19 protein-coding genes are annotated in these 17,303 nt (G+C 31.6%); 9 read left to right on the top strand and 10 right to left on the bottom strand.

What is annotated here, in order from left to right:
- Nucleotides 1-14 precede the first annotated feature (14 nt).
- From FBFL15_RS00300 to FBFL15_RS00265, 8 genes are read right to left on the bottom strand one after another with little or no spacing between them, the layout of a single operon-like run.
- Nucleotides 15-569: a TerD family protein gene (locus FBFL15_RS00300; RefSeq protein ID WP_014082694.1), complete on the bottom strand. Its 555-nt coding sequence runs from the start codon at nucleotides 567-569 to the stop codon at nucleotides 15-17.
- Between the two features lies 1 nt (nucleotide 570).
- Nucleotides 571-1,530, bottom strand: coding sequence for a hypothetical protein (locus FBFL15_RS00295; RefSeq protein WP_014082693.1), 960 nt, complete (start codon nucleotides 1,528-1,530; stop codon nucleotides 571-573).
- A gap of 19 nt (nucleotides 1,531-1,549) precedes the next feature.
- Entirely contained in the window at nucleotides 1,550-2,638 is a 1,089-nt protein-coding gene (locus tag FBFL15_RS00290; protein ID WP_014082692.1) for a toxic anion resistance protein, read from the bottom strand.
- Between the two features lie 4 nt (nucleotides 2,639-2,642).
- Nucleotides 2,643-3,251 (bottom strand): TerD family protein, encoded by a 609-nt coding sequence (locus FBFL15_RS00285; protein WP_014082691.1) that lies wholly within the window; start codon nucleotides 3,249-3,251, stop codon nucleotides 2,643-2,645.
- Nucleotides 3,252-3,254: 3 nt separating this feature from the next.
- Nucleotides 3,255-3,809, bottom strand: a complete 555-nt coding sequence (locus FBFL15_RS00280; protein ID WP_014082690.1) for a TerD family protein — start codon at nucleotides 3,807-3,809, stop codon at nucleotides 3,255-3,257.
- 15 nt (nucleotides 3,810-3,824) lie between these two features.
- On the bottom strand, nucleotides 3,825-4,628 hold the full coding sequence (locus FBFL15_RS00275; RefSeq protein ID WP_014082689.1) for a phosphoribosyltransferase family protein: 804 nt from the start codon (nucleotides 4,626-4,628) through the stop codon (nucleotides 3,825-3,827).
- Nucleotides 4,629-4,638: 10 nt separating this feature from the next.
- Nucleotides 4,639-5,316: an HAD family hydrolase gene (locus tag FBFL15_RS00270; RefSeq protein WP_014082688.1), complete on the bottom strand. Its 678-nt coding sequence runs from the start codon at nucleotides 5,314-5,316 to the stop codon at nucleotides 4,639-4,641.
- Nucleotides 5,317-5,318: 2 nt separating this feature from the next.
- A complete protein-coding gene (locus FBFL15_RS00265; RefSeq protein WP_014082687.1) occupies nucleotides 5,319-5,894 on the bottom strand; it encodes a TerD family protein in 576 nt (191 codons plus the stop codon).
- A 982-nt stretch (nucleotides 5,895-6,876) separates the two neighbouring features.
- Between FBFL15_RS00265 and FBFL15_RS00260 the strand changes: the two genes are divergently transcribed.
- The 6 genes from FBFL15_RS00260 (at nucleotide 6,877) to FBFL15_RS00235 (ending at nucleotide 12,869) form a co-directional block, all read left to right on the top strand.
- Nucleotides 6,877-7,653 carry a DUF3108 domain-containing protein gene (locus FBFL15_RS00260; protein WP_014082686.1) on the top strand — a complete coding sequence of 259 codons (777 nt, stop codon included), beginning with the start codon at nucleotides 6,877-6,879 and terminating at the stop codon, nucleotides 7,651-7,653.
- Nucleotides 7,653-8,591 (top strand): tryptophan 2,3-dioxygenase family protein, encoded by a 939-nt coding sequence (locus FBFL15_RS00255; RefSeq protein WP_014082685.1) that lies wholly within the window; start codon nucleotides 7,653-7,655, stop codon nucleotides 8,589-8,591. Before FBFL15_RS00260 ends, FBFL15_RS00255 begins: the two co-directional genes overlap by 1 nt.
- 38 nt (nucleotides 8,592-8,629) lie before the next feature.
- Nucleotides 8,630-9,856 carry a M23 family metallopeptidase gene (locus FBFL15_RS00250; RefSeq protein WP_014082684.1) on the top strand — a complete coding sequence of 409 codons (1,227 nt, stop codon included), beginning with the start codon at nucleotides 8,630-8,632 and terminating at the stop codon, nucleotides 9,854-9,856.
- Nucleotides 9,857-10,028: 172 nt separating this feature from the next.
- The gene (locus FBFL15_RS00245) at nucleotides 10,029-11,246 is read left to right on the top strand and encodes a TCR/Tet family MFS transporter (protein WP_014082683.1); all 1,218 of its coding nucleotides are present in this window, start codon (nucleotides 10,029-10,031) and stop codon (nucleotides 11,244-11,246) included.
- A gap of 240 nt (nucleotides 11,247-11,486) precedes the next feature.
- A complete protein-coding gene (locus FBFL15_RS00240) occupies nucleotides 11,487-12,185 on the top strand; it encodes a CoA transferase subunit A (RefSeq protein WP_014082682.1) in 699 nt (232 codons plus the stop codon).
- Between the two features lie 30 nt (nucleotides 12,186-12,215).
- On the top strand, nucleotides 12,216-12,869 hold the full coding sequence (locus FBFL15_RS00235; RefSeq protein ID WP_014082681.1) for a CoA transferase subunit B: 654 nt from the start codon (nucleotides 12,216-12,218) through the stop codon (nucleotides 12,867-12,869).
- 176 nt (nucleotides 12,870-13,045) lie between these two features.
- Here the strand turns inward: FBFL15_RS00235 and FBFL15_RS00230 are convergent, their stop codons facing one another.
- A complete protein-coding gene (locus tag FBFL15_RS00230) occupies nucleotides 13,046-13,972 on the bottom strand; it encodes a hypothetical protein (protein ID WP_014082680.1) in 927 nt (308 codons plus the stop codon).
- A gap of 79 nt (nucleotides 13,973-14,051) precedes the next feature.
- On the opposite strand from FBFL15_RS00230, the gene ruvC reads away from it, so the two are divergent.
- The 3 genes from ruvC to FBFL15_RS00215 all read left to right on the top strand — a co-directional run bounded on the left by ruvC (nucleotide 14,052) and on the right by FBFL15_RS00215 (nucleotide 16,727).
- Complete coding sequence (gene ruvC / locus FBFL15_RS00225) at nucleotides 14,052-14,606, top strand: crossover junction endodeoxyribonuclease RuvC (protein ID WP_014082679.1); 555 nt, start codon at nucleotides 14,052-14,054, stop codon at nucleotides 14,604-14,606.
- A gap of 174 nt (nucleotides 14,607-14,780) precedes the next feature.
- On the top strand, nucleotides 14,781-16,130 hold the full coding sequence (locus FBFL15_RS00220; RefSeq protein WP_014082678.1) for an ATP-binding protein: 1,350 nt from the start codon (nucleotides 14,781-14,783) through the stop codon (nucleotides 16,128-16,130).
- Between the two features lie 3 nt (nucleotides 16,131-16,133).
- The gene (locus FBFL15_RS00215; protein WP_014082677.1) at nucleotides 16,134-16,727 is read left to right on the top strand and encodes a hypothetical protein; all 594 of its coding nucleotides are present in this window, start codon (nucleotides 16,134-16,136) and stop codon (nucleotides 16,725-16,727) included.
- Here the strand turns inward: FBFL15_RS00215 and FBFL15_RS00210 are convergent.
- Nucleotides 16,715-17,302 (bottom strand): Uma2 family endonuclease, encoded by a 588-nt coding sequence (locus FBFL15_RS00210; RefSeq protein ID WP_014082676.1) that lies wholly within the window; start codon nucleotides 17,300-17,302, stop codon nucleotides 16,715-16,717. The genes FBFL15_RS00215 and FBFL15_RS00210 overlap by 13 nt on opposite strands.
- Between the last annotated feature and the right edge of the window lies 1 nt (nucleotide 17,303).

Genomic DNA, 17,303 nt, shown 5'->3' with positions numbered 1-17,303 from the left:
TTGATTGATTTTGGTTAGTTATATTTGTTTAAAAAATCTTGTAATCCGCCTTTTAGTCCATTTCCAACGGCTTCAAAACGCCATTCGTCATTGCGTTTATAAATTCGTCCAAATTCGACTGCGGTTTCTATAGAAAAATCTTCATCTAATTCGTATTTAACGATTTCTTCATTATTTTGTTGGTTCACAACTCGGATAAATGAATTTCTAATTTGACCAAAATTTTGTCTTTTTTCAGCGGCTTTGTGAATGGTTACAACAAATGTAATTTCGGTTACATCGTTTGTTATTTTGGATAAATCTATTGAAATTACTTCATCATCTCCATCGCCAGCACCTGTTAAATTATCACCACTATGCACCACAGCTCCATCTGGTGACGCTAAATTATTGAAAAATACAAAATGATTATCACTTACTAATTTTCCATTTGCTCCTAAAATGAAAACCGAGGCATCAATATCGAATGCATCCCCTGTGGCACTTTGATTGCTATCCCATCCCAAGCCTACTTTGAAGCTCGGTACATTAATTTTTTCTCTTTGACCTTTTTCTAAATTGATCGCCATATTATTTTATGTTTAAGTTTAACATTGTTTTTAAAATATTTGTTTCTTCATCGATATTTTGTAAATCATCTAAAAATTCTACCGAAGTAATTTTGTCTAAATACTCTTTTAATACATTTTCTACTTCATTGGGCACCAAATGCAATTGCTGTTTGGCTTTTATTTGAATTTGTTCATTTTTTTGTTTGAGTTGCACTATGATTTCCTTTTTATTGGACTTGTTTCTTGAAAAATCCAAGCCATTAAAATCTTTTTTATTAATGAAAAAATACTGTTTTTTGTCTTTTATATAAACAAAATAGTCATTGCTATGAATGAATTCATAAACTTCAATAAAAACGCCATTAAATTGAAAACCACAACTTAATTTGAACATAAAATGTTGTGTATTTAGTTTTCCAATTAATTTTTTTTCGATTTCAAAATCTAAAAATTGATACGAAGCATTTCTAGGATAGGATACTAATTTTCGATAATTTTCTTCTGAAATTTTACGATAAAATTCCAATCCCAATTCGTCTGATAAATCGTTTTTTTCTTTCAAATTGGTTAAAACAGAAACCGTATTTTCATAAGCCAAATCCTGATAAAGCGATTGCATAAATGCCTGCATGATCAAGTTGTGCGTTTTTACCCTATCATAAAAAACATCTTTTTCTATTTCTTTTTGAAATTCATCTATCAATTCTTGATTTATCGTGATTTCATTATTGAAAATCAAATATTTTTGTTCGTTTTTTTTCTTTAATTTTTTCAATACATCCAAAAGCGAATCGGTATATTGCAAATGAAAAAGCTCTAATTTGTTGCTATCCAAAGCCGTATTTGAAGCGAATATATCATGAATAACCCTTGTGCGAACGGAAATAGCCACAACAAGTTGATGATCAAAAAAATGATGCAATACTTTCAACTTGTTGATGCGCTTTTCACTGTCTTTTATGAGGGCATTTTCTTCCAAAAAAATGATTTTTTATAGATTAAGAAATAATATTTTTCTTCAATTCGGTTTCTAATTGTTGTAATCCCGTATCCAATGCTCTTCTTGTTTCTGTACCTTGTTCATGAATTTGTTTCACCTCTGTTAAGGTTTCAATCAAAGATTGTGTAGTCATTTTTAAGGTTTCCAAAGACACAATGGTATTTTCATTTTCTCGAGCCACTTCGATGCTATTTTGTTTGAGCATTTCCGCATTTTTTTGTAGAATTGTATTCGTTGTTTCGGATACTTTTCTTTGCACTTCTATATTTTGTTTTTGACGTTGTAATGCTACTGCCAATGTCAATTGGTTTTTCCAAACGGGCATGGTCGTGGTCAATATAGATTGTGCTTTTTCGGCTATTGAGGTGTTATTATTTTGCACCACACGAATTTGTGCCAGGGTTTGCATCATAATAAAACGAACAATTTTCATGTCTGCCAATCGCTTGTCTAATCGGATAGAAAAATCTCTTTTATCAGCAATTTGATAGTCTTGATATTGCGATGGATTGCCTTCCATAACTGCCAAATCTTCGTTAACTTGCTTCCATTTCAACGAACCCGCAACGATGTATTTTTCGATTTCCTTAATTTGATTTACATTGGCATCAAACATAGTTTGCAAAGCGGCATTATCTTTTGCAGAATTGATCATTCCTGCCTTCACCTTATTGCTTATTTTTTCAATATTTGCCGTAACTTTATCATATTTTTGGAACATTTTTTCAACATTTGTTACCAAATTTTTCAGAAAAGGAACATTTTTCAAGAATTTCTTAAAACCCGATTGTTGCAATTCGTCAACGTCTATATAATTCAATTCGGTTAATAATTCATTGATATGATTGCCCACTTCTCCGGAATTATACGTTCGAACGGAATTCAAAAAATGATCACTTTGTTTGGAAATATTTTGTTGAATTTCAGCCCCAAAATTGATGATTGAATTGGTGTCGCTTTCTACTAATTTTTCAGTAATAGGTTGATAAACAGTCATGTCTGCTGGAGAAATCACTTCTAAATTTACTGTTCCTTCTTTAGAAATGACTAAAGCATTGTCTGGATGCATGTTTTGATTGGTTTCCATTTAATTATAAATAATTTTGTTGAATTGTAACCACTGTTTCTTCGATATTTCGATCTCTAGTTGGTTCCCCAATAGCATTAAATTTCCACTCATTATTTCTTTTGTAGAAAACACCTAAAACCATAGAGACACTTCCTGCAAAGTTTTTATCGTTTGCCACATCATATTTTGCAAAAACTTCTTGCACTCTTGAAGGCGTTCCTTCAAAAATACGAATGGATGCAAAAGGAATATCTTTAAAATCTTGTCCACGGAAACTATTGATATAAAATGCAACATAATTTGCATTCGGATTTAAACGGGCTAAATCTAATGTAATAATCTCATTATCAAGACCATCGTCTCCATTCAAATCGCCTGTTAAATCATCACCGCTGTGTTTTATAGCTTGATCAGATGACATTAATTTTTTAAAACTAACGGTATCTATTGCATTTTTATTGGCATCATAAACGGTGCAACTTCCGTCTAAATCTACGGCTTCTTTTTTGGTACCAAACAACCCTTTTTTCTCAATAGCACCCCAGTTGATTCCTACGCAAATATTTTGTAATTTGCTTCCATTGCCTTTTTCGAGGTTGATTCTTTGTCCTTTTTCTAAATTGATAGCCATGATTTAATTGTATTTGTTTAAATAATCTTGTAATCCACCTTTCATTCCCATTCCTACTGCTTCAAATTTCCATTCGTCATTGCGTTTGTAAATTCGACCAAATTCTACTGCAGTTTCTATAGAAAAATCTTCGTCCAATTCATATTTTAAAATCTCTTGATTGCTTGCTGTATCAAATATTCGGATGAAAGAATTGCGAACTTGTCCAAAATTTTGTTTTCGTTCTTCGGCATCATGAATAGTAACAACAATACAAATTTCAGAAGCATTGGCTGCTATTTTTGATAAATTTACCTTGATTTGCTCGTCATCCCCATCGCCATCACCTGTTAAATTATCTCCGGTGTGCTCTACAGCGCCATCTGGTGTTTTTAAGTTGTTATAAAAAACAAAATGATCATCGGACAACATTTTTTTGTTTTCGCCTAATACAAAAACCGAAGCGTCTAAATCAAATCCTGATCCTGTTGACGATTGATTGGTATCCCAACCTAAACCGATTGTAAATTGTGGTGCATTGATATTTTCTCTTTGCCCTTTTTGTAAATTAATAGCCATAATTTTTGGTTTTTTTTAAATTATAATTGATTGAATATTTGTTTTATAATCCGTGATTTGATGGTAATTATTACTAATTGCCAAATGAAATAATTCCTTTTTTTGGTTTTCTCCAATAGCATTTATTAAAGTTTGAAACGAATCTTGATTCAAATTCAAAATGTATTTTACTATTCTAGTATTGTACTGAAAAGTTGGCCTGTTGATGATGTTGATAATATCATGTAGGTTTTGAACAGCATAATAGTTATAAAAATTTTCAATTTTTGGATGTATTTCTTTATTAATTAATTCTGCAAAATAAATAAATATAAAATCGCCTTTAACTTGATATTGATTTAGAATTTTATTCACAGTATGCTCATGACTTCCAGTTATTTTTATATCATCTAAAAACAAACATAGTTTATTTTTTATAAAATTACTGTCAACATAATAAGTATCATTCGAAATCAATTGCACCCTATCCTCAAAGTTTAAATTACCATAATCCGTAACATACGTTTGATTGCGATAGATTTTAGATTCTAAAGAGGCCTTTTTATGGTGATGGAATAAAAATTGATTGAGTTCTTTTTTAAAATAATAACACAAAAAATTAGAAGCCGTAGGAATAGACAAATAAGGGCTAGGTAAAATCACAATTTCGTCATGTTTTAAAAGTACCTCTTTATAATTTGAAATAAATGCTTGAAACAAATCATAAGCAAATTCTTGCGCATATTTTTTATCGCCAAATTTAAACCAGCTGTAAGCCTTTGGGTCAAAAGGATATTGGTCTTTGTCTATTATTTTATGTAAGCTAAAACGTGTATTCACTTATGTTTAATTAAATTAATATTGCTTTAAATCCAAAAGAAGCTGCTCCCTGATAATCGGCTAATGGATTATCGCCAATATGTACAATTTGGTTTTTTTGGAGCGATTTGATTTGGTTTACTTGGCAAAAAACTTTGTCAAATATAATAAAATTTGGTTTAGAAAACTTTTCTTCATCAGAATATATTTGAAAAGAAATATAAGTATCTAACTCATAATAATTTAATAATTTACGCAATGTTTTTCCTTTTATAAATCCTGTATTGCTCAAAATATTAATTGTTTTATGCTCTTTAGACCAAACATTAAATTGTTGTTTCAATTTAGGATATATCAATACTGGTTTATATTGCATAAATAATTCTTCTGTTTCCAAATAAAATAAATTTAATTTTTCGATAGAAATGGCTGAAATATCAACCTGTAAAGCGTTTAAAATTAAATAATAAATTTCAAAAGTATCAATATTTAAACCCGTTTTTTCATTCATAGTATTGCATAACACATCATAATATCTGATGAGCTTACTTACAGTTTCAAAAGAGGCCTTGATTTCAAAAAAATCAAGAAATAATTGATTCCTTTTGGCTTTAAATTCAGGATTGGATCGAATTAATGTAAGCCATAAATCAAAAGACAAATGTTCGAATTGATGTATTGGCAAGTTAGGAAATGATGTATTTTTCAAAATTATTTGATGATTTGTCCTGAATAATATTTCTCTAAAAAGAAACCCAAATCAGCTCGATAGCCTATACCCGAAGCTTCAAATTTCCATTGGCCATTTCTTTTATAAAGCCTTCCAAACTCAACACCTGTTTCTATAGAAAAGTCTTCGTCCAATTCGTATTTGGCAATTTCTGTATTTGTGTTTTCATCCACTATTCGGATGTACGAATTTCTAACTTGTCCAAAGTTTTGTTTTCTGCGTTCAAAATCTTCGATAGTAACTACAAAAAGGATTTCTTGCACTTTTTCGTTTACCAAACTAAGATCTACTTTTATAGCTTCATCGTCACTTCCGTCGCTGTTTCCGCCTGTTGGGTCATCCCCAGTGTGGGTTAAAGATCCGTCTGGCGAACTCAAATTGTTATAAAAAATAAAATATTCTTCGCCTAATAATTTTCTGTTTTCATCAATCATGATTGCCGAAGCATCTAAATCAAAACCATGTCCTGTGCCTTCATTGGGATCCCAACCTAAACCTACCGTGATTTTTGATAATCCGATGTCAATTTTTTGACCTTTTTGTAAATTTATTGCCATGCTTAAAATTGTTTATAATAGATTTACAATATTACAAAAGTATTTGAAATAATTAAAAAAAACAAAGAACTTTTTTATTCTATCTGTTTATTGTTTACAAATATACTATTTTTGTAATCAGTTCTAATTGAAAAATTCACTAAAAATACAGTTATTGATAGACTATTTTCAATCGAAATAAAAGTAAATGTAAGAAGCGATAATTAGAAGTTATTTCGAATTAAAAATTTATTTTTTAGTCATTTAACATTTATTATTTCAATCAAAAAATGAAACCAACTTATTGCTTTTATATTCTAAAATATTTTAAATAACGATACACCATTGATTAGAGACTGATTTACTCAAAAAATGGTTCAAGGCAATCAAAATGTAATATGGGGTTCATTTAGCCCAATGATTACCCTCTTAATACGTTTTTTAAGTTTTAATATCAATTCAAAACATTAGTTAAGTGTTTTAATAATTGACTAACCGCAACAGTATTATTGTGAATTAAATTAATTAATTGAATTTGAGTTGTTGTCTGTTACAAACAGTCATATTTTGTAATATTAATTAAAACCATAAAGGAATAGCCTTAAAAATTTGTTGCATGAGCAATAAAAAGAAAATAATGTAGTTTATATAAAAAAGTAAGTCCATTTATAAAATATAATTATTACAGCCAAAAAAAACATTCTGCATAAAAAAAACGAGTTTTTTTTATCAATTTTTCATAATACAACGTTATAGCAACCATATAGTTGATAAATATATGTTAAAATTGATAAAATGTTGAATATTTAACAAAAATATATTAAATTTTCACCGTAAAACAATTAGGAGTGGTTTCCTATCTGTTTTTTTATAAGTTTTCATAATTTATAATTTTTTGGTTGGTTAATAGCATAAAAACTCGGTCATTTATTTGACTGGGTTTTTTTGTTTTCATACATTTGGAACGAAATTTGTAACAATTCAAAAAAAAATACAATTCAAGATGAAAAAAATAGTTGCAATTTTGTGTATCTGTAGTCTTTTAAGCTTTGATAGTGTACAACGAGAAGATGCCTTTGAAGTGGGAGAATGGTTTAAATTTAGAATTCATTATGGCTTTGTCAATGCAGGATATGCCACACTAGAATTAAAAGATGCCGTTGTAAACAATAGAAAAGTTTTTCATGCCGTTGGCAAAGGTTATACAACAGGTATGACCAAAATGTTTTTTAAAGTTGAAGACCATTATGAAAGTTATTTTGACAGAAATACAGGCAAACCCTTTCAATTTGTTAGAAAAATAAATGAGGGAGGCTATACCAAAAACCAGGAGGGTTTTTTCAATCAGGATGCCAATAAAGTATTTGTTAAAAACTATAAAGACAAAACCGAAAAAACATTTCATGTAACCGAAGAGGTTCAAGATATTATTTCGACGTTCTATTATTTAAGAAATCATCCTATGGTAGATAAAGTGAAAGTAGGAGAATCTATTGCTATTGATATGTTTTTTGATGATGAAATAACCAAATTCAAACTCAAATATTTAGGAAAAGAAGATTTAGACACGGATTTTGGAGTAGTACCTACCAAAATATTTCGTCCTTTAGTTCAAACAGGTCGGGTTTTTAAAGAACAAGAAAGTTTAACCGTTTGGATTTCCGACGATGATAATAAAATACCGATTCGCATCAAGGCCAGTTTAGTAGTGGGTTCGTTAAAAGCCGATTTACAAAGTTTCAAAGGACTAAATAATTCATTTAAAATAAAAACAAACTAATGGAAGATAGCATTCCGAAGATTATTGCTGCATTAAACGACAAATTTTCAAACATCAATCAACATACCGAAACCCATTTGGAAGGATTGTTGTGGGCTAAACCCATCACCTACTGGGATTACATTCAAACTGATGCGTTGCTCAATTTACAAACACAGCGTACTGTTTTGCCAGACGAAATGGTATTTATCATGTATCATCAAATTAACGAATTGTTATTTAAAATGATATTATGGGAGATGAATCAAATTTGCCATCATGATTTTTCAAAAAACCCTACAGAGGCAACTGAACTATTTACAGACAAATTGGGCCGAATGAGTCGGTATTTTGACATGCTTACTACTTCGTTTGATATCATGGGAAATGGGATGGAAGTAGCACAATATATGAAATTTAGAACCACTTTAACACCCGCTAGTGGTTTTCAGAGTGCCCAATACCGTTTGATAGAATTTGTATCAACAGATGTAATCAATTTGATAGATTTTAGGTATCGAAACACCCCTCAAATAGACACTAATTACCAAACAGCATTTGAACATTTGTATTGGCAAGCAGCTGGCAAAGACCATCAAACGGGTCAAAAATCGTATTTGATTTTAGAATTTGAAAAAAAATACAAAGCCCTTTTTTTACAATATATGTCTGATTATAAAGACATTAACATTTGGCAAAAGTTCAAGCAATTGCCCGAATCGGCCCAGCAAAATCCCCAATTGATACAAGCCATGAAACATTATGACCATACGGTAAATGTAACATGGGTAATGCAACATTTGAATACCGCCATCAAATACATCGAACAAAGTGGCTTGGGCAACGGAGAGGCAACAGGAGGAAGCGATTGGAAAAAATACATGCACCCTAAATACCAACGCAGGATCTTTTTTCCAGAACTTTGGTCGGAAGAGGAACTCAAACATTGGGGCGAATAAAAAATTTTTATTATTATTGCCAAATAAAATAGAATATTATGTTTAGAAAAACAATTCCCATATTGTTTTTTATTGGATTTATATCTTGTAAAAACAACAACGAAGTCGTCGTATTGCCCCAACCAAAAGTGGCTCCCATTGTAGTCGATTTTGGATTGGTACTAAACAATTTTGACGTCATACAAGATACTATCAAAAACGGAGATTCTTTTGGAGCAATATTAGAAAAACAAAACCTTGGCAAACGAGAAGTTCATCAAGTCATCGAAACGGTTAAAGATTCATTTGACGTCAAAACCATAAAAGTGGGCAAACCCTACTGGTTATTGAGAACAAAATATGCCTCCAAAAAGTTGCAATATTTTGTATATCAAAAGGATAGAGGCCATTTTACATTAATTGATTTTAGAGATTCATTGTTGGTTTACAACAAATCTAAGCCTATTTCTTATAAACAACGTACTATTGCAGGTCGGTTAGATGGCTCGCTATATTATACACTTAACAAATATGGCATTGATGCCAATTTAGCCAATAAAATCACAAAAATGTATGCTTGGTCTATCGATTTTTTCAAATCGAGGCGAGGCGATAAGTTTGCCATTACCATTACCGAAAGGTATATAGACGACACTATTTATGATGGTGTGGACAGCTTAAAAGCAGCATTTTTTGAATATAAAGGCCGCAAGATATATGCTTTCCCATACCAAATTTCGCCCCGCAGTCGCATTGATTATTATGATGAAAATGGCAAAACCTTAAAGAATTTTTTCCTAAAAGCTCCGCTAAAATTCATCAACATCACCTCGCATTACACCAAAAGCAGGTTTCATCCTGTGCAACAAATATGGAAGGCACACAACGGAACAGATTATGCTGCACCACAAGGCACTCCCATCATGACAACAGCAAGTGGAGTAGTAGAACAAACAGGATATACGGCTGGAAATGGCAATTTTGTAAAAGTCAAACACGACCGTACTTATGCCACACAATACCTTCACATGTCCAAAATAGTAGTTCGTAGGGGGCAAACAGTCAAACAAGGCGACATCATTGGCAAAGTGGGCAGCACAGGATTAGCCACAGGCCCTCACGTTTGTTATCGATTTTGGAAAAACGGTGTTCAGGTGGATGCCTTAAAATTAAAACTACCCACCTCTACCCCAATGGATAACAACAGTAAGCCTGCATTTAACAAATATATGTTGCCGCTAAAAAATGAATTAGACAGTATTGCAGATTTAAAATTTAAAATGTAATTTTTTAACAAATATTAATAAATATATCAAAATATTATCTTTTTTTTTATACATTCACATTTTATTTGCAACATTTGTATTTGAAGAAATAGGGTTTATTTTTTCAAAAATATAGTCTTGTAAATACAAAAGAAACAACATTTTCTAAAAAACAATTATCAAACAACATTTTATGTCATCTAATAAAAAATCTGCTGCAATTGGATTCATCTTTATCACCATGCTAATAGACATTACGGGTTGGGGTATCATTATACCTGTAATTCCAAAATTAATCAAGGAATTGATACACGGCGACATTAGCGAAGCCTCAAAATATGGCGGTTGGCTGACATTTGCTTATGCCATAACACAGTTTTTATTTGCACCATTAATTGGAAATTTAAGTGATCAATACGGACGAAGACCCATTATTTTGATTTCTTTATTTGCTTTTTCTATGGATTATTTGCTTTTGGCATTTGCCCCAACAATCCAATGGTTATTTGTAGGTCGAATTATTGCTGGACTAACGGGAGCTAGCATTACTACTGCCTCTGCCTATATTGCAGATGTTAGCACACCCGAAAATAGAGCCAAAAATTTTGGAATGATTGGAGCAGCTTTTGGGCTAGGATTTATAATTGGCCCTGTAATTGGTGGCATTTTAGGACAATATGGCTCTAGAGTCCCTTTTTATGCGGCAGCTGTACTTTGTTTGGTTAATTTTTTGTATGGCCTATTTATTTTACCAGAATCATTAGACATTGACAACCGTAGGCCATTCAATCTAAAAAGAGCCAATCCAATTGGAGCTTTTTTACATCTCAAAAAATACCCTCACCTTATAGGACTAGTATTTTCTATTTTTTTACTTTACATAGCCTCTCACGCAGTACATAGCAATTGGAGCTATTTTACAATGTACCAATTCAAATGGGACGAAAAAATGGTAGGCTTTTCGCTTGGTGCCATTGGACTTTTAGTAGGAATTGTTCAAGGGGGTTTGATTCGAGTTATCAATCCAAAATTGGGCAACGAAAAAAGTATATATTTAGGTATGGCATTGTATTGTGTAGGAATGTTTTTGTTTGCCACCGCTACCAAAAGTTGGATGATGTTTGTGTTTTTAATTCCTTACTGTCTTGGAGGCATAGCAGGACCGGCCATGCAAGCGGTTGTGTCTAGTCAAGTACCCGCAAACGAACAAGGCGAAATTCAAGGCACTTTGTCAAGTTTGATGAGTGCTTCTGCCATCATAGGCCCGCCCATGATGAGCTCTGTTTTTTATTATTTTACTCACAACCAAGCCCCTTTTATATTTCCAGGAGCTCCATTTGTTTTAGGAGGCATTTTAATGTTTATCAGTACGTTGATAGCTTATTTCTCTTTTCAAAAAAGCAAATCATAATCATACATTTCCCCAATTTAAAAACATCATTTTTTTTGAATAAAAAATGATGTTTTTATTTTATTATTACATTTAAAACCTTAATTTTGTTATAAATTCAATTTTTTTGGTATAAACTGAAAATTATAATTGAAATCATTTTGAAATAAGGCAAAAAAAAGTGCTACAGCCACAAAAAAAGGCCTTATACTATATACAAATATTTAATAAGTTGATAATAAATAAAGTCCCTAAAAAATTATGATTTCAAAAAAAGTAGCCCACGTACAAGCGGCACTAGAAGGCATTCAAAGCAACATGACCTTGATGTTAGGAGGCTTTGGATTGTGTGGCATTCCAGAAAATGCAATTGCAGCACTTGTTGATATGAAAATTAACAATTTGACTTGTATATCTAATAATGCAGGTGTGGACGATTTTGGTTTAGGTTTATTACTTCAAAACAAACAAATTCGGAAAATGATATCGTCTTATGTAGGCGAAAATGCCGAGTTTGAGCGTCAAATGCTATCGGGCGAGCTGGAAGTTGATTTGATTCCACAAGGCACCTTGGCAGAAAGATGTCGAGCAGCACAAGCAGGCATACCAGCATTTTTTACGCCAGCGGGATATGGCACAGAAGTAGCCATTGGCAAAGAATCTCGAGAATTTAATGGTAAAATGCACATTTTAGAGCATGCCTTTCAGGCAGATTTTGCCATTGTAAAAGCATGGAAAGGAGACGAAGCTGGAAATCTTATTTTTAAAGGTACAGCTCGAAATTTTAATCCCTGCATGTGTGGTGCTGCGGCTATTACTGTTGCCGAAGTAGAAGAATTAGTACCCGCCGGAAGTTTAGATCCAAATCAAATACACATTCCTGGCATATTAGTACAAAGAATTTTTCAGGGCAATCACTTCGAAAAACGAATTGAACAACGAACTGTTCGAAAAAAATAAAATTTTGAAAATATTTTTAAGAAAAACAAGATGCTAACAAAAGAAGATATTGCAAAAAGAATTGCCAAAGAAGTTCAAGATGGGTTTTATGTAAATTTAGGAATTGGCATCCCCACACTTGTAGCTAATTATGTGCCGCAAAATATTTCGGTCGAATTTCAAAGCGAAAATGGAGTATTAGGTATGGGGCCTTTTCCAATAGAGGGCCAGGAAGATGCAGACCTCATCAATGCTGGCAAACAAACTATTACAACCTTGCCAGGTGCTAGTTTTTTTGATTCTGCCTTTAGTTTTGGTATGATTCGTGGGCAACACGTTGATTTGACCATTTTGGGAGCTATGGAAGTTTCGGAAAATGGCGATATTGCCAATTGGAAAATACCAGGCAAAATGGTAAAAGGCATGGGTGGAGCAATGGATTTAGTAGCCTCTGCAGAAAACATAATTGTAGCCATGATGCACGTAAACAAAGCAGGCGAAAGTAAAATTTTAAAAAAATGCAGCCTTCCACTTACAGGTGTTGGTTGCGTAAAAAAAGTGGTAACAGAATTGGCCGTATTACAAGTAACACCAAAAGGGTTTCAGTTGCTCGAAAGAGCTCCTGGTGTAAGTGTAGAACACATTATTGCTGCTACAGAAGCCCAATTGATTATAGAAGGCAACATACCTGAAATGATTATTTAATACGCCATCATCTTTGTCAAAATATATGAATCATTGGCAAAGATGATCTGCTGTTGTATCATTCATTGTAATAAAAAAGGGGTGTTCCAATTTTCATATTTGTAATTTGGTCAAATATGTTACCGCCTTTTGTTTATTGGCGTTTGTTTGCAACAAACAAGTTGTTAATAGCAATTTCAAAGATTTTTATTTATCTTGAATTGCATTACATAAAAACTACCAATACCAACAGGAATAGCGGTATTAAGCAGCCATAAAAGCGTTGTTACCCAAACGGCTATCCACTCCTGAACTCCAAGTTGTTGCAAAAAATAAACCGCTATACTGCCTTTTACAGCAAAATCTAAAAACTGAAATGACGGTAAAGATGAGGCCAAAAAATAAACCGATGCTATGGAGGCCATTAGCGTAATGTAAGGCACCTGCACATCGAAAGCTATAAATAACAAGTAATATTGATGCGAAAAAGTGATATAGCGACCCAAGGCTAAAAATAAATTTTTTGTATGTATAATTTTTGGAATACGATGCCATTCGGTATAAATATTTTTTAAAGAATATTTTTTAAATTTAATATCTTTTACAAAATATAAGACTACACATAGTATCCCAACTACCAATAGAATAAGCCCGCCTATTTTGTTGTAACCTAAAATAAAGAGACCAATAGTTCCAAAAAAAATGGTAATTATCATTTGTATGCCATTGCAAACCAGATTTAAAAAAATAACTTTTTTGGTCTCGGTTGCTTTAAAATAAAAGGCTTTTCCAGCATATTCGCCCAAACCATTTGGGGTAAACAAACCTGCTGTTAAGGCACTCAAAACTTGTTTTGTAGCCTCGGCCAAGCTAATGGATTTGAAAGTAGAAACTAAATTTTGCCATTTTATAATTTCTAAAAAACGGTTTACAAAACTCAAAAAAAACATGGTTATCACTCCCAAAAAAGTAGCTTTTTGAAAAACTAATTTTTGGATTTTTTGCCAATCCAATTTGGGATTGTGAACCAATTGATTATAAATAAAATAGAAAGCTCCCAAAACAATTAAAATTTTGATAGCAAAAACCAATAAATGTTTAACTTTGTCTGCAATAATTATCATGGTACAAAGTAAAGGAAAACTTTAGACTTGCCAATACAATTTATGTTTTTTACATTTTAATACCTTAAAAACAAGACTTTTGACACACGAACGCATCATACTTGGAATAGATCCAGGAACAACCATAATGGGATTTGGACTGATCAAAGTTGTCCAAAAAAAAATGACTTTTTTACAACTCAATGAGTTACAATTATCCAAATACGATAATCATTATCAAAAATTAAAAATTATTTTTGAACGTACCATCGAACTTATAGAAACACATCATCCAGACGAAATAGCCATTGAGGCACCTTTTTTTGGTAAAAATGTCCAATCAATGCTCAAACTAGGTAGAGCCCAAGGAGTAGCTATGGCAGCGGGTTTGTCTAGGGGGATTCCCATTACAGAATATGAACCCAAGAAAATAAAAATGGCCATAACAGGCAACGGAAATGCCAGCAAAGAGCAAGTAGCCAAGATGTTACAACAATTATTAGATTTAAAAACCTTGCCCAAAAACTTGGATTCAACCGATGGTTTAGCGGCTGCTGTGTGTCATTTTTTTAATTCTGGCAAACAAGAAATAGGAAAAAATTATACTGGCTGGGATGCCTTTGTAAAACAAAATGAAAATAGAATTAAAAAATAGCTATAATATTTTTATAAAAAAATAAAAAATGATGCGTTTATAACATTACAACTACAATAATAAAATTCAATTAGGATATGTTAAACATGTAATTACTTAATAAAATGTTTAAATAAAATTCTAATTGTATTTTAAATGTCAAATGTTTATATTTGTTGTAAAATTTGGAAAATAATGAAAATCTGCAGCATACACATCAAAGGATACAAACAATTTCAAGATACTTACATCGATTTTACCAATCCTGAAACTGGCGAACCGGTAAATAAAGTATGTTTTATTGGTAAGAATGGAACTGGAAAAACAACAATTCTTAGAATAATTAATGAGTTTGTTGATTGTGATTATTTTAATATTGATAAGTTTTTTTGGAAAAACTGTTTAAATATAAGTTTTTTAATCAAAATTAAAATAAATGATCAATTTTTATTAGTATTTAAAAATTTCATTTTTTTATATAATTCTGAAATTGAAAAATGTTTTGCTGAAATAGATGGAACAGAAGATAGTTTTAAAGAATTTATTTCACAAAACAAAATAAATGTTGCAAACGATGACATTATGTGTAAAGTGCATGATTTTTGGAAAAAAAAAGATTTTTTACACATCTACGCTCCTTCGGAATCACATCAAAATCATTTAATAAATATTGAAGATGTACCTCAAAGTTCTGTAAACGAAGCACTTCAACTGTTTCATAATTTCCCAAATTATCACGAGGTTTCTGATCAAAACATTCAATATTTTTGGACGCTTTTAATTTATCTTATCAAAAAAAGAGAGGAAGAACAACAACTTTTTGAAAACAAACCCGAGAATCTTTCAAAAACAAAAAGAGAATTATTAGCTGAATTTGAAAAAATAAATCCTAAAATTTTAGATAAAATAGCTATTCTTTGGAATAAAATATTAGACAAGGCAGGTCTTGAATTTGATGTTGAAAATGCCAACAATCCCATTCAATTAACAGATAATTTAAAAGCTTACATCAGGCTAAAAGGCACTAAAGAAAATATTCCTTATAGTGAATTAAGCACCGGAATTAGAAATTTTATTTTTAGAGTGGGGCATATTTTTTCATTATACTTTAACAAAGAAGTAAAAACAGGCTTTTTATTGATTGATGAACCCGAAAACAGTCTTTTTCCTGATTTTTTGTTTGAACTTATTGAAACCTATCAAGAAATTGTTAATGATAAAAATGGCGAGAACAATACCCAAATTTTCATGACTACCCATAATCCAATAATTGCAGCACAATTTGAACCTTATGAACGGATTATTTTAGATTGGAACGAAAATGGAACTGTAAAAGCTTCCAAAGGAATAACTCCTGCGGGCGATGATCCCAACGATATTTTGGAAAGAGATTTCAAATTACCAAATTTGATGGGTAAAAAAGGAATGGAGTTTTGGGAGAAATATTTAGCACTCAAACAAGCTTTAAGAAAGTCCACAAATGAGGATGAAAAAATGGAGTTGAGCGACAAAATAACCGCTATTGGTACCTCATACAATTTTTAAACTATGAAATTTTTCTCAAAAAACCATCTATCTGAAATTGTGTGTAAAGGTTTGGTTTATAAAAAATCCAACCCTAAAAACAATGCTATTATTAGATCAATTTTAATACAAGAACAGTTTAATTTCTGTGCTTATACCGAAAAATATTTTAAGGATTTGGATAGTGTTGTGGTTGAACATTTTGATAGTTCCAAAAAATATCAAGATGATTATTATAATTATTATGCCGTTTTATCAAAACCTAACTTATATAAAAAAGATGAAAAATACAGAAACAATCGGTTTTTTGAAACTAAATTTTATCAAAATAGTGAAGAATTAAATAACCGAATTCAATACATCAAATGCGAATTTATCTTTGAAGCCAAAGATGAAAACGATCAAGAAGCTATTGATTTTATTGCCTTTTTAGGTTTAAACCATCCTAGTTTGTATAATCAAAGAAAAAAACATTTAGATAGATTATATGATATTTTTGAAAACTTTGACGCTACTTTTTATTTGACCTATTTTAAAAAACATCCCGAAGAATTAAGTTTTATAACCGTAATTGAAAATGAAATGAATTTAAACTTAGATAGTTTTCACACCCTATAAAAAACCTCATCCACCGCAATTGTCATTTCTGGAAACAACGGACTTTCAATAATTTCGCCTTCGGCAAATGGTTTGGAACCTACATAAATGCCATTTTGCAGGCGGTACACCAACACGGTTTTCATCTCTGTTTGTACAATCCAATACTCCATAACACCCGCTTCTTGATACAGCTTGAATTTGGTATCTACATCATATTTGCTGTTGTTGGGCGAAACGATTTCAACAATCAAATCGGGAGCACCGTTGCAGCCATAATCGTCTAGTTTGCTTTCGTTGCAAATGATGCACAAGTCGGGTTGCACCACCGTTGTGTTTTTTTTTGCGGAAGCAATTGGCAAACGCACGTCGAAAGGAGCTGAAAAAATAGAACAAGAACTACAAGTAAAAAAATTCAAAAAATATTTATTAATATTTTGCGAAGTCGTCTGATGTTTTCTACTTGGTGCGGGGCTCATTTTTTTGATAAAACCTTTGAGCAATTCTACCCTTTCGGAAAATTGCCATTGCAAATAATCCGAAAATGTATATTCTTTGGTCAAATCTAATTCTGAAAAATGAGTGATTACTGCCATA

Origin of the sequence: Flavobacterium branchiophilum FL-15 (assembly GCF_000253275.1) — a bacterium.
Lineage (GTDB): Bacteria > Bacteroidota > Bacteroidia > Flavobacteriales > Flavobacteriaceae > Flavobacterium > Flavobacterium branchiophilum.
The sequence above is the reverse complement of the archived record's forward strand: the minus strand, read 5'-3'. Positions and strand labels throughout refer to the sequence as shown.

Bases quoted from the DNA above. Each gene is read 5' to 3' on its own strand.
- FBFL15_RS00300 (WP_014082694.1), bottom strand. From the start codon at position 569: ATGGCGATCAATTTAGAAAAAGGTCAAAGAGAAAAAATTAATGTACCG.
- FBFL15_RS00290 (WP_014082692.1), bottom strand. From the start codon at position 2,638: ATGGAAACCAATCAAAACATGCATCCAGACAATGCTTTAGTCATTTCT.
- FBFL15_RS00285 (WP_014082691.1), bottom strand. From the start codon at position 3,251: ATGGCTATCAATTTAGAAAAAGGACAAAGAATCAACCTCGAAAAAGGC.
- FBFL15_RS00280 (WP_014082690.1), bottom strand. From the start codon at position 3,809: ATGGCTATTAATTTACAAAAAGGGCAAAGAGAAAATATCAATGCACCA.
- FBFL15_RS00265 (WP_014082687.1), bottom strand. From the start codon at position 5,894: ATGGCAATAAATTTACAAAAAGGTCAAAAAATTGACATCGGATTATCA.
- FBFL15_RS00260 (WP_014082686.1), top strand. From the start codon at position 6,877: ATGAAAAAAATAGTTGCAATTTTGTGTATCTGTAGTCTTTTAAGCTTT.
- FBFL15_RS00255 (WP_014082685.1), top strand. From the start codon at position 7,653: ATGGAAGATAGCATTCCGAAGATTATTGCTGCATTAAACGACAAATTT.
- FBFL15_RS00250 (WP_014082684.1), top strand. From the start codon at position 8,630: ATGTTTAGAAAAACAATTCCCATATTGTTTTTTATTGGATTTATATCT.
- FBFL15_RS00245 (WP_014082683.1), top strand. From the start codon at position 10,029: ATGTCATCTAATAAAAAATCTGCTGCAATTGGATTCATCTTTATCACC.
- FBFL15_RS00240 (WP_014082682.1), top strand. From the start codon at position 11,487: ATGATTTCAAAAAAAGTAGCCCACGTACAAGCGGCACTAGAAGGCATT.
- FBFL15_RS00235 (WP_014082681.1), top strand. From the start codon at position 12,216: ATGCTAACAAAAGAAGATATTGCAAAAAGAATTGCCAAAGAAGTTCAA.
- FBFL15_RS00230 (WP_014082680.1), bottom strand. From the start codon at position 13,972: ATGATAATTATTGCAGACAAAGTTAAACATTTATTGGTTTTTGCTATC.
- FBFL15_RS00220 (WP_014082678.1), top strand. From the start codon at position 14,781: ATGAAAATCTGCAGCATACACATCAAAGGATACAAACAATTTCAAGAT.
- FBFL15_RS00215 (WP_014082677.1), top strand. From the start codon at position 16,134: ATGAAATTTTTCTCAAAAAACCATCTATCTGAAATTGTGTGTAAAGGT.
- FBFL15_RS00210 (WP_014082676.1), bottom strand. From the start codon at position 17,302: ATGGCAGTAATCACTCATTTTTCAGAATTAGATTTGACCAAAGAATAT.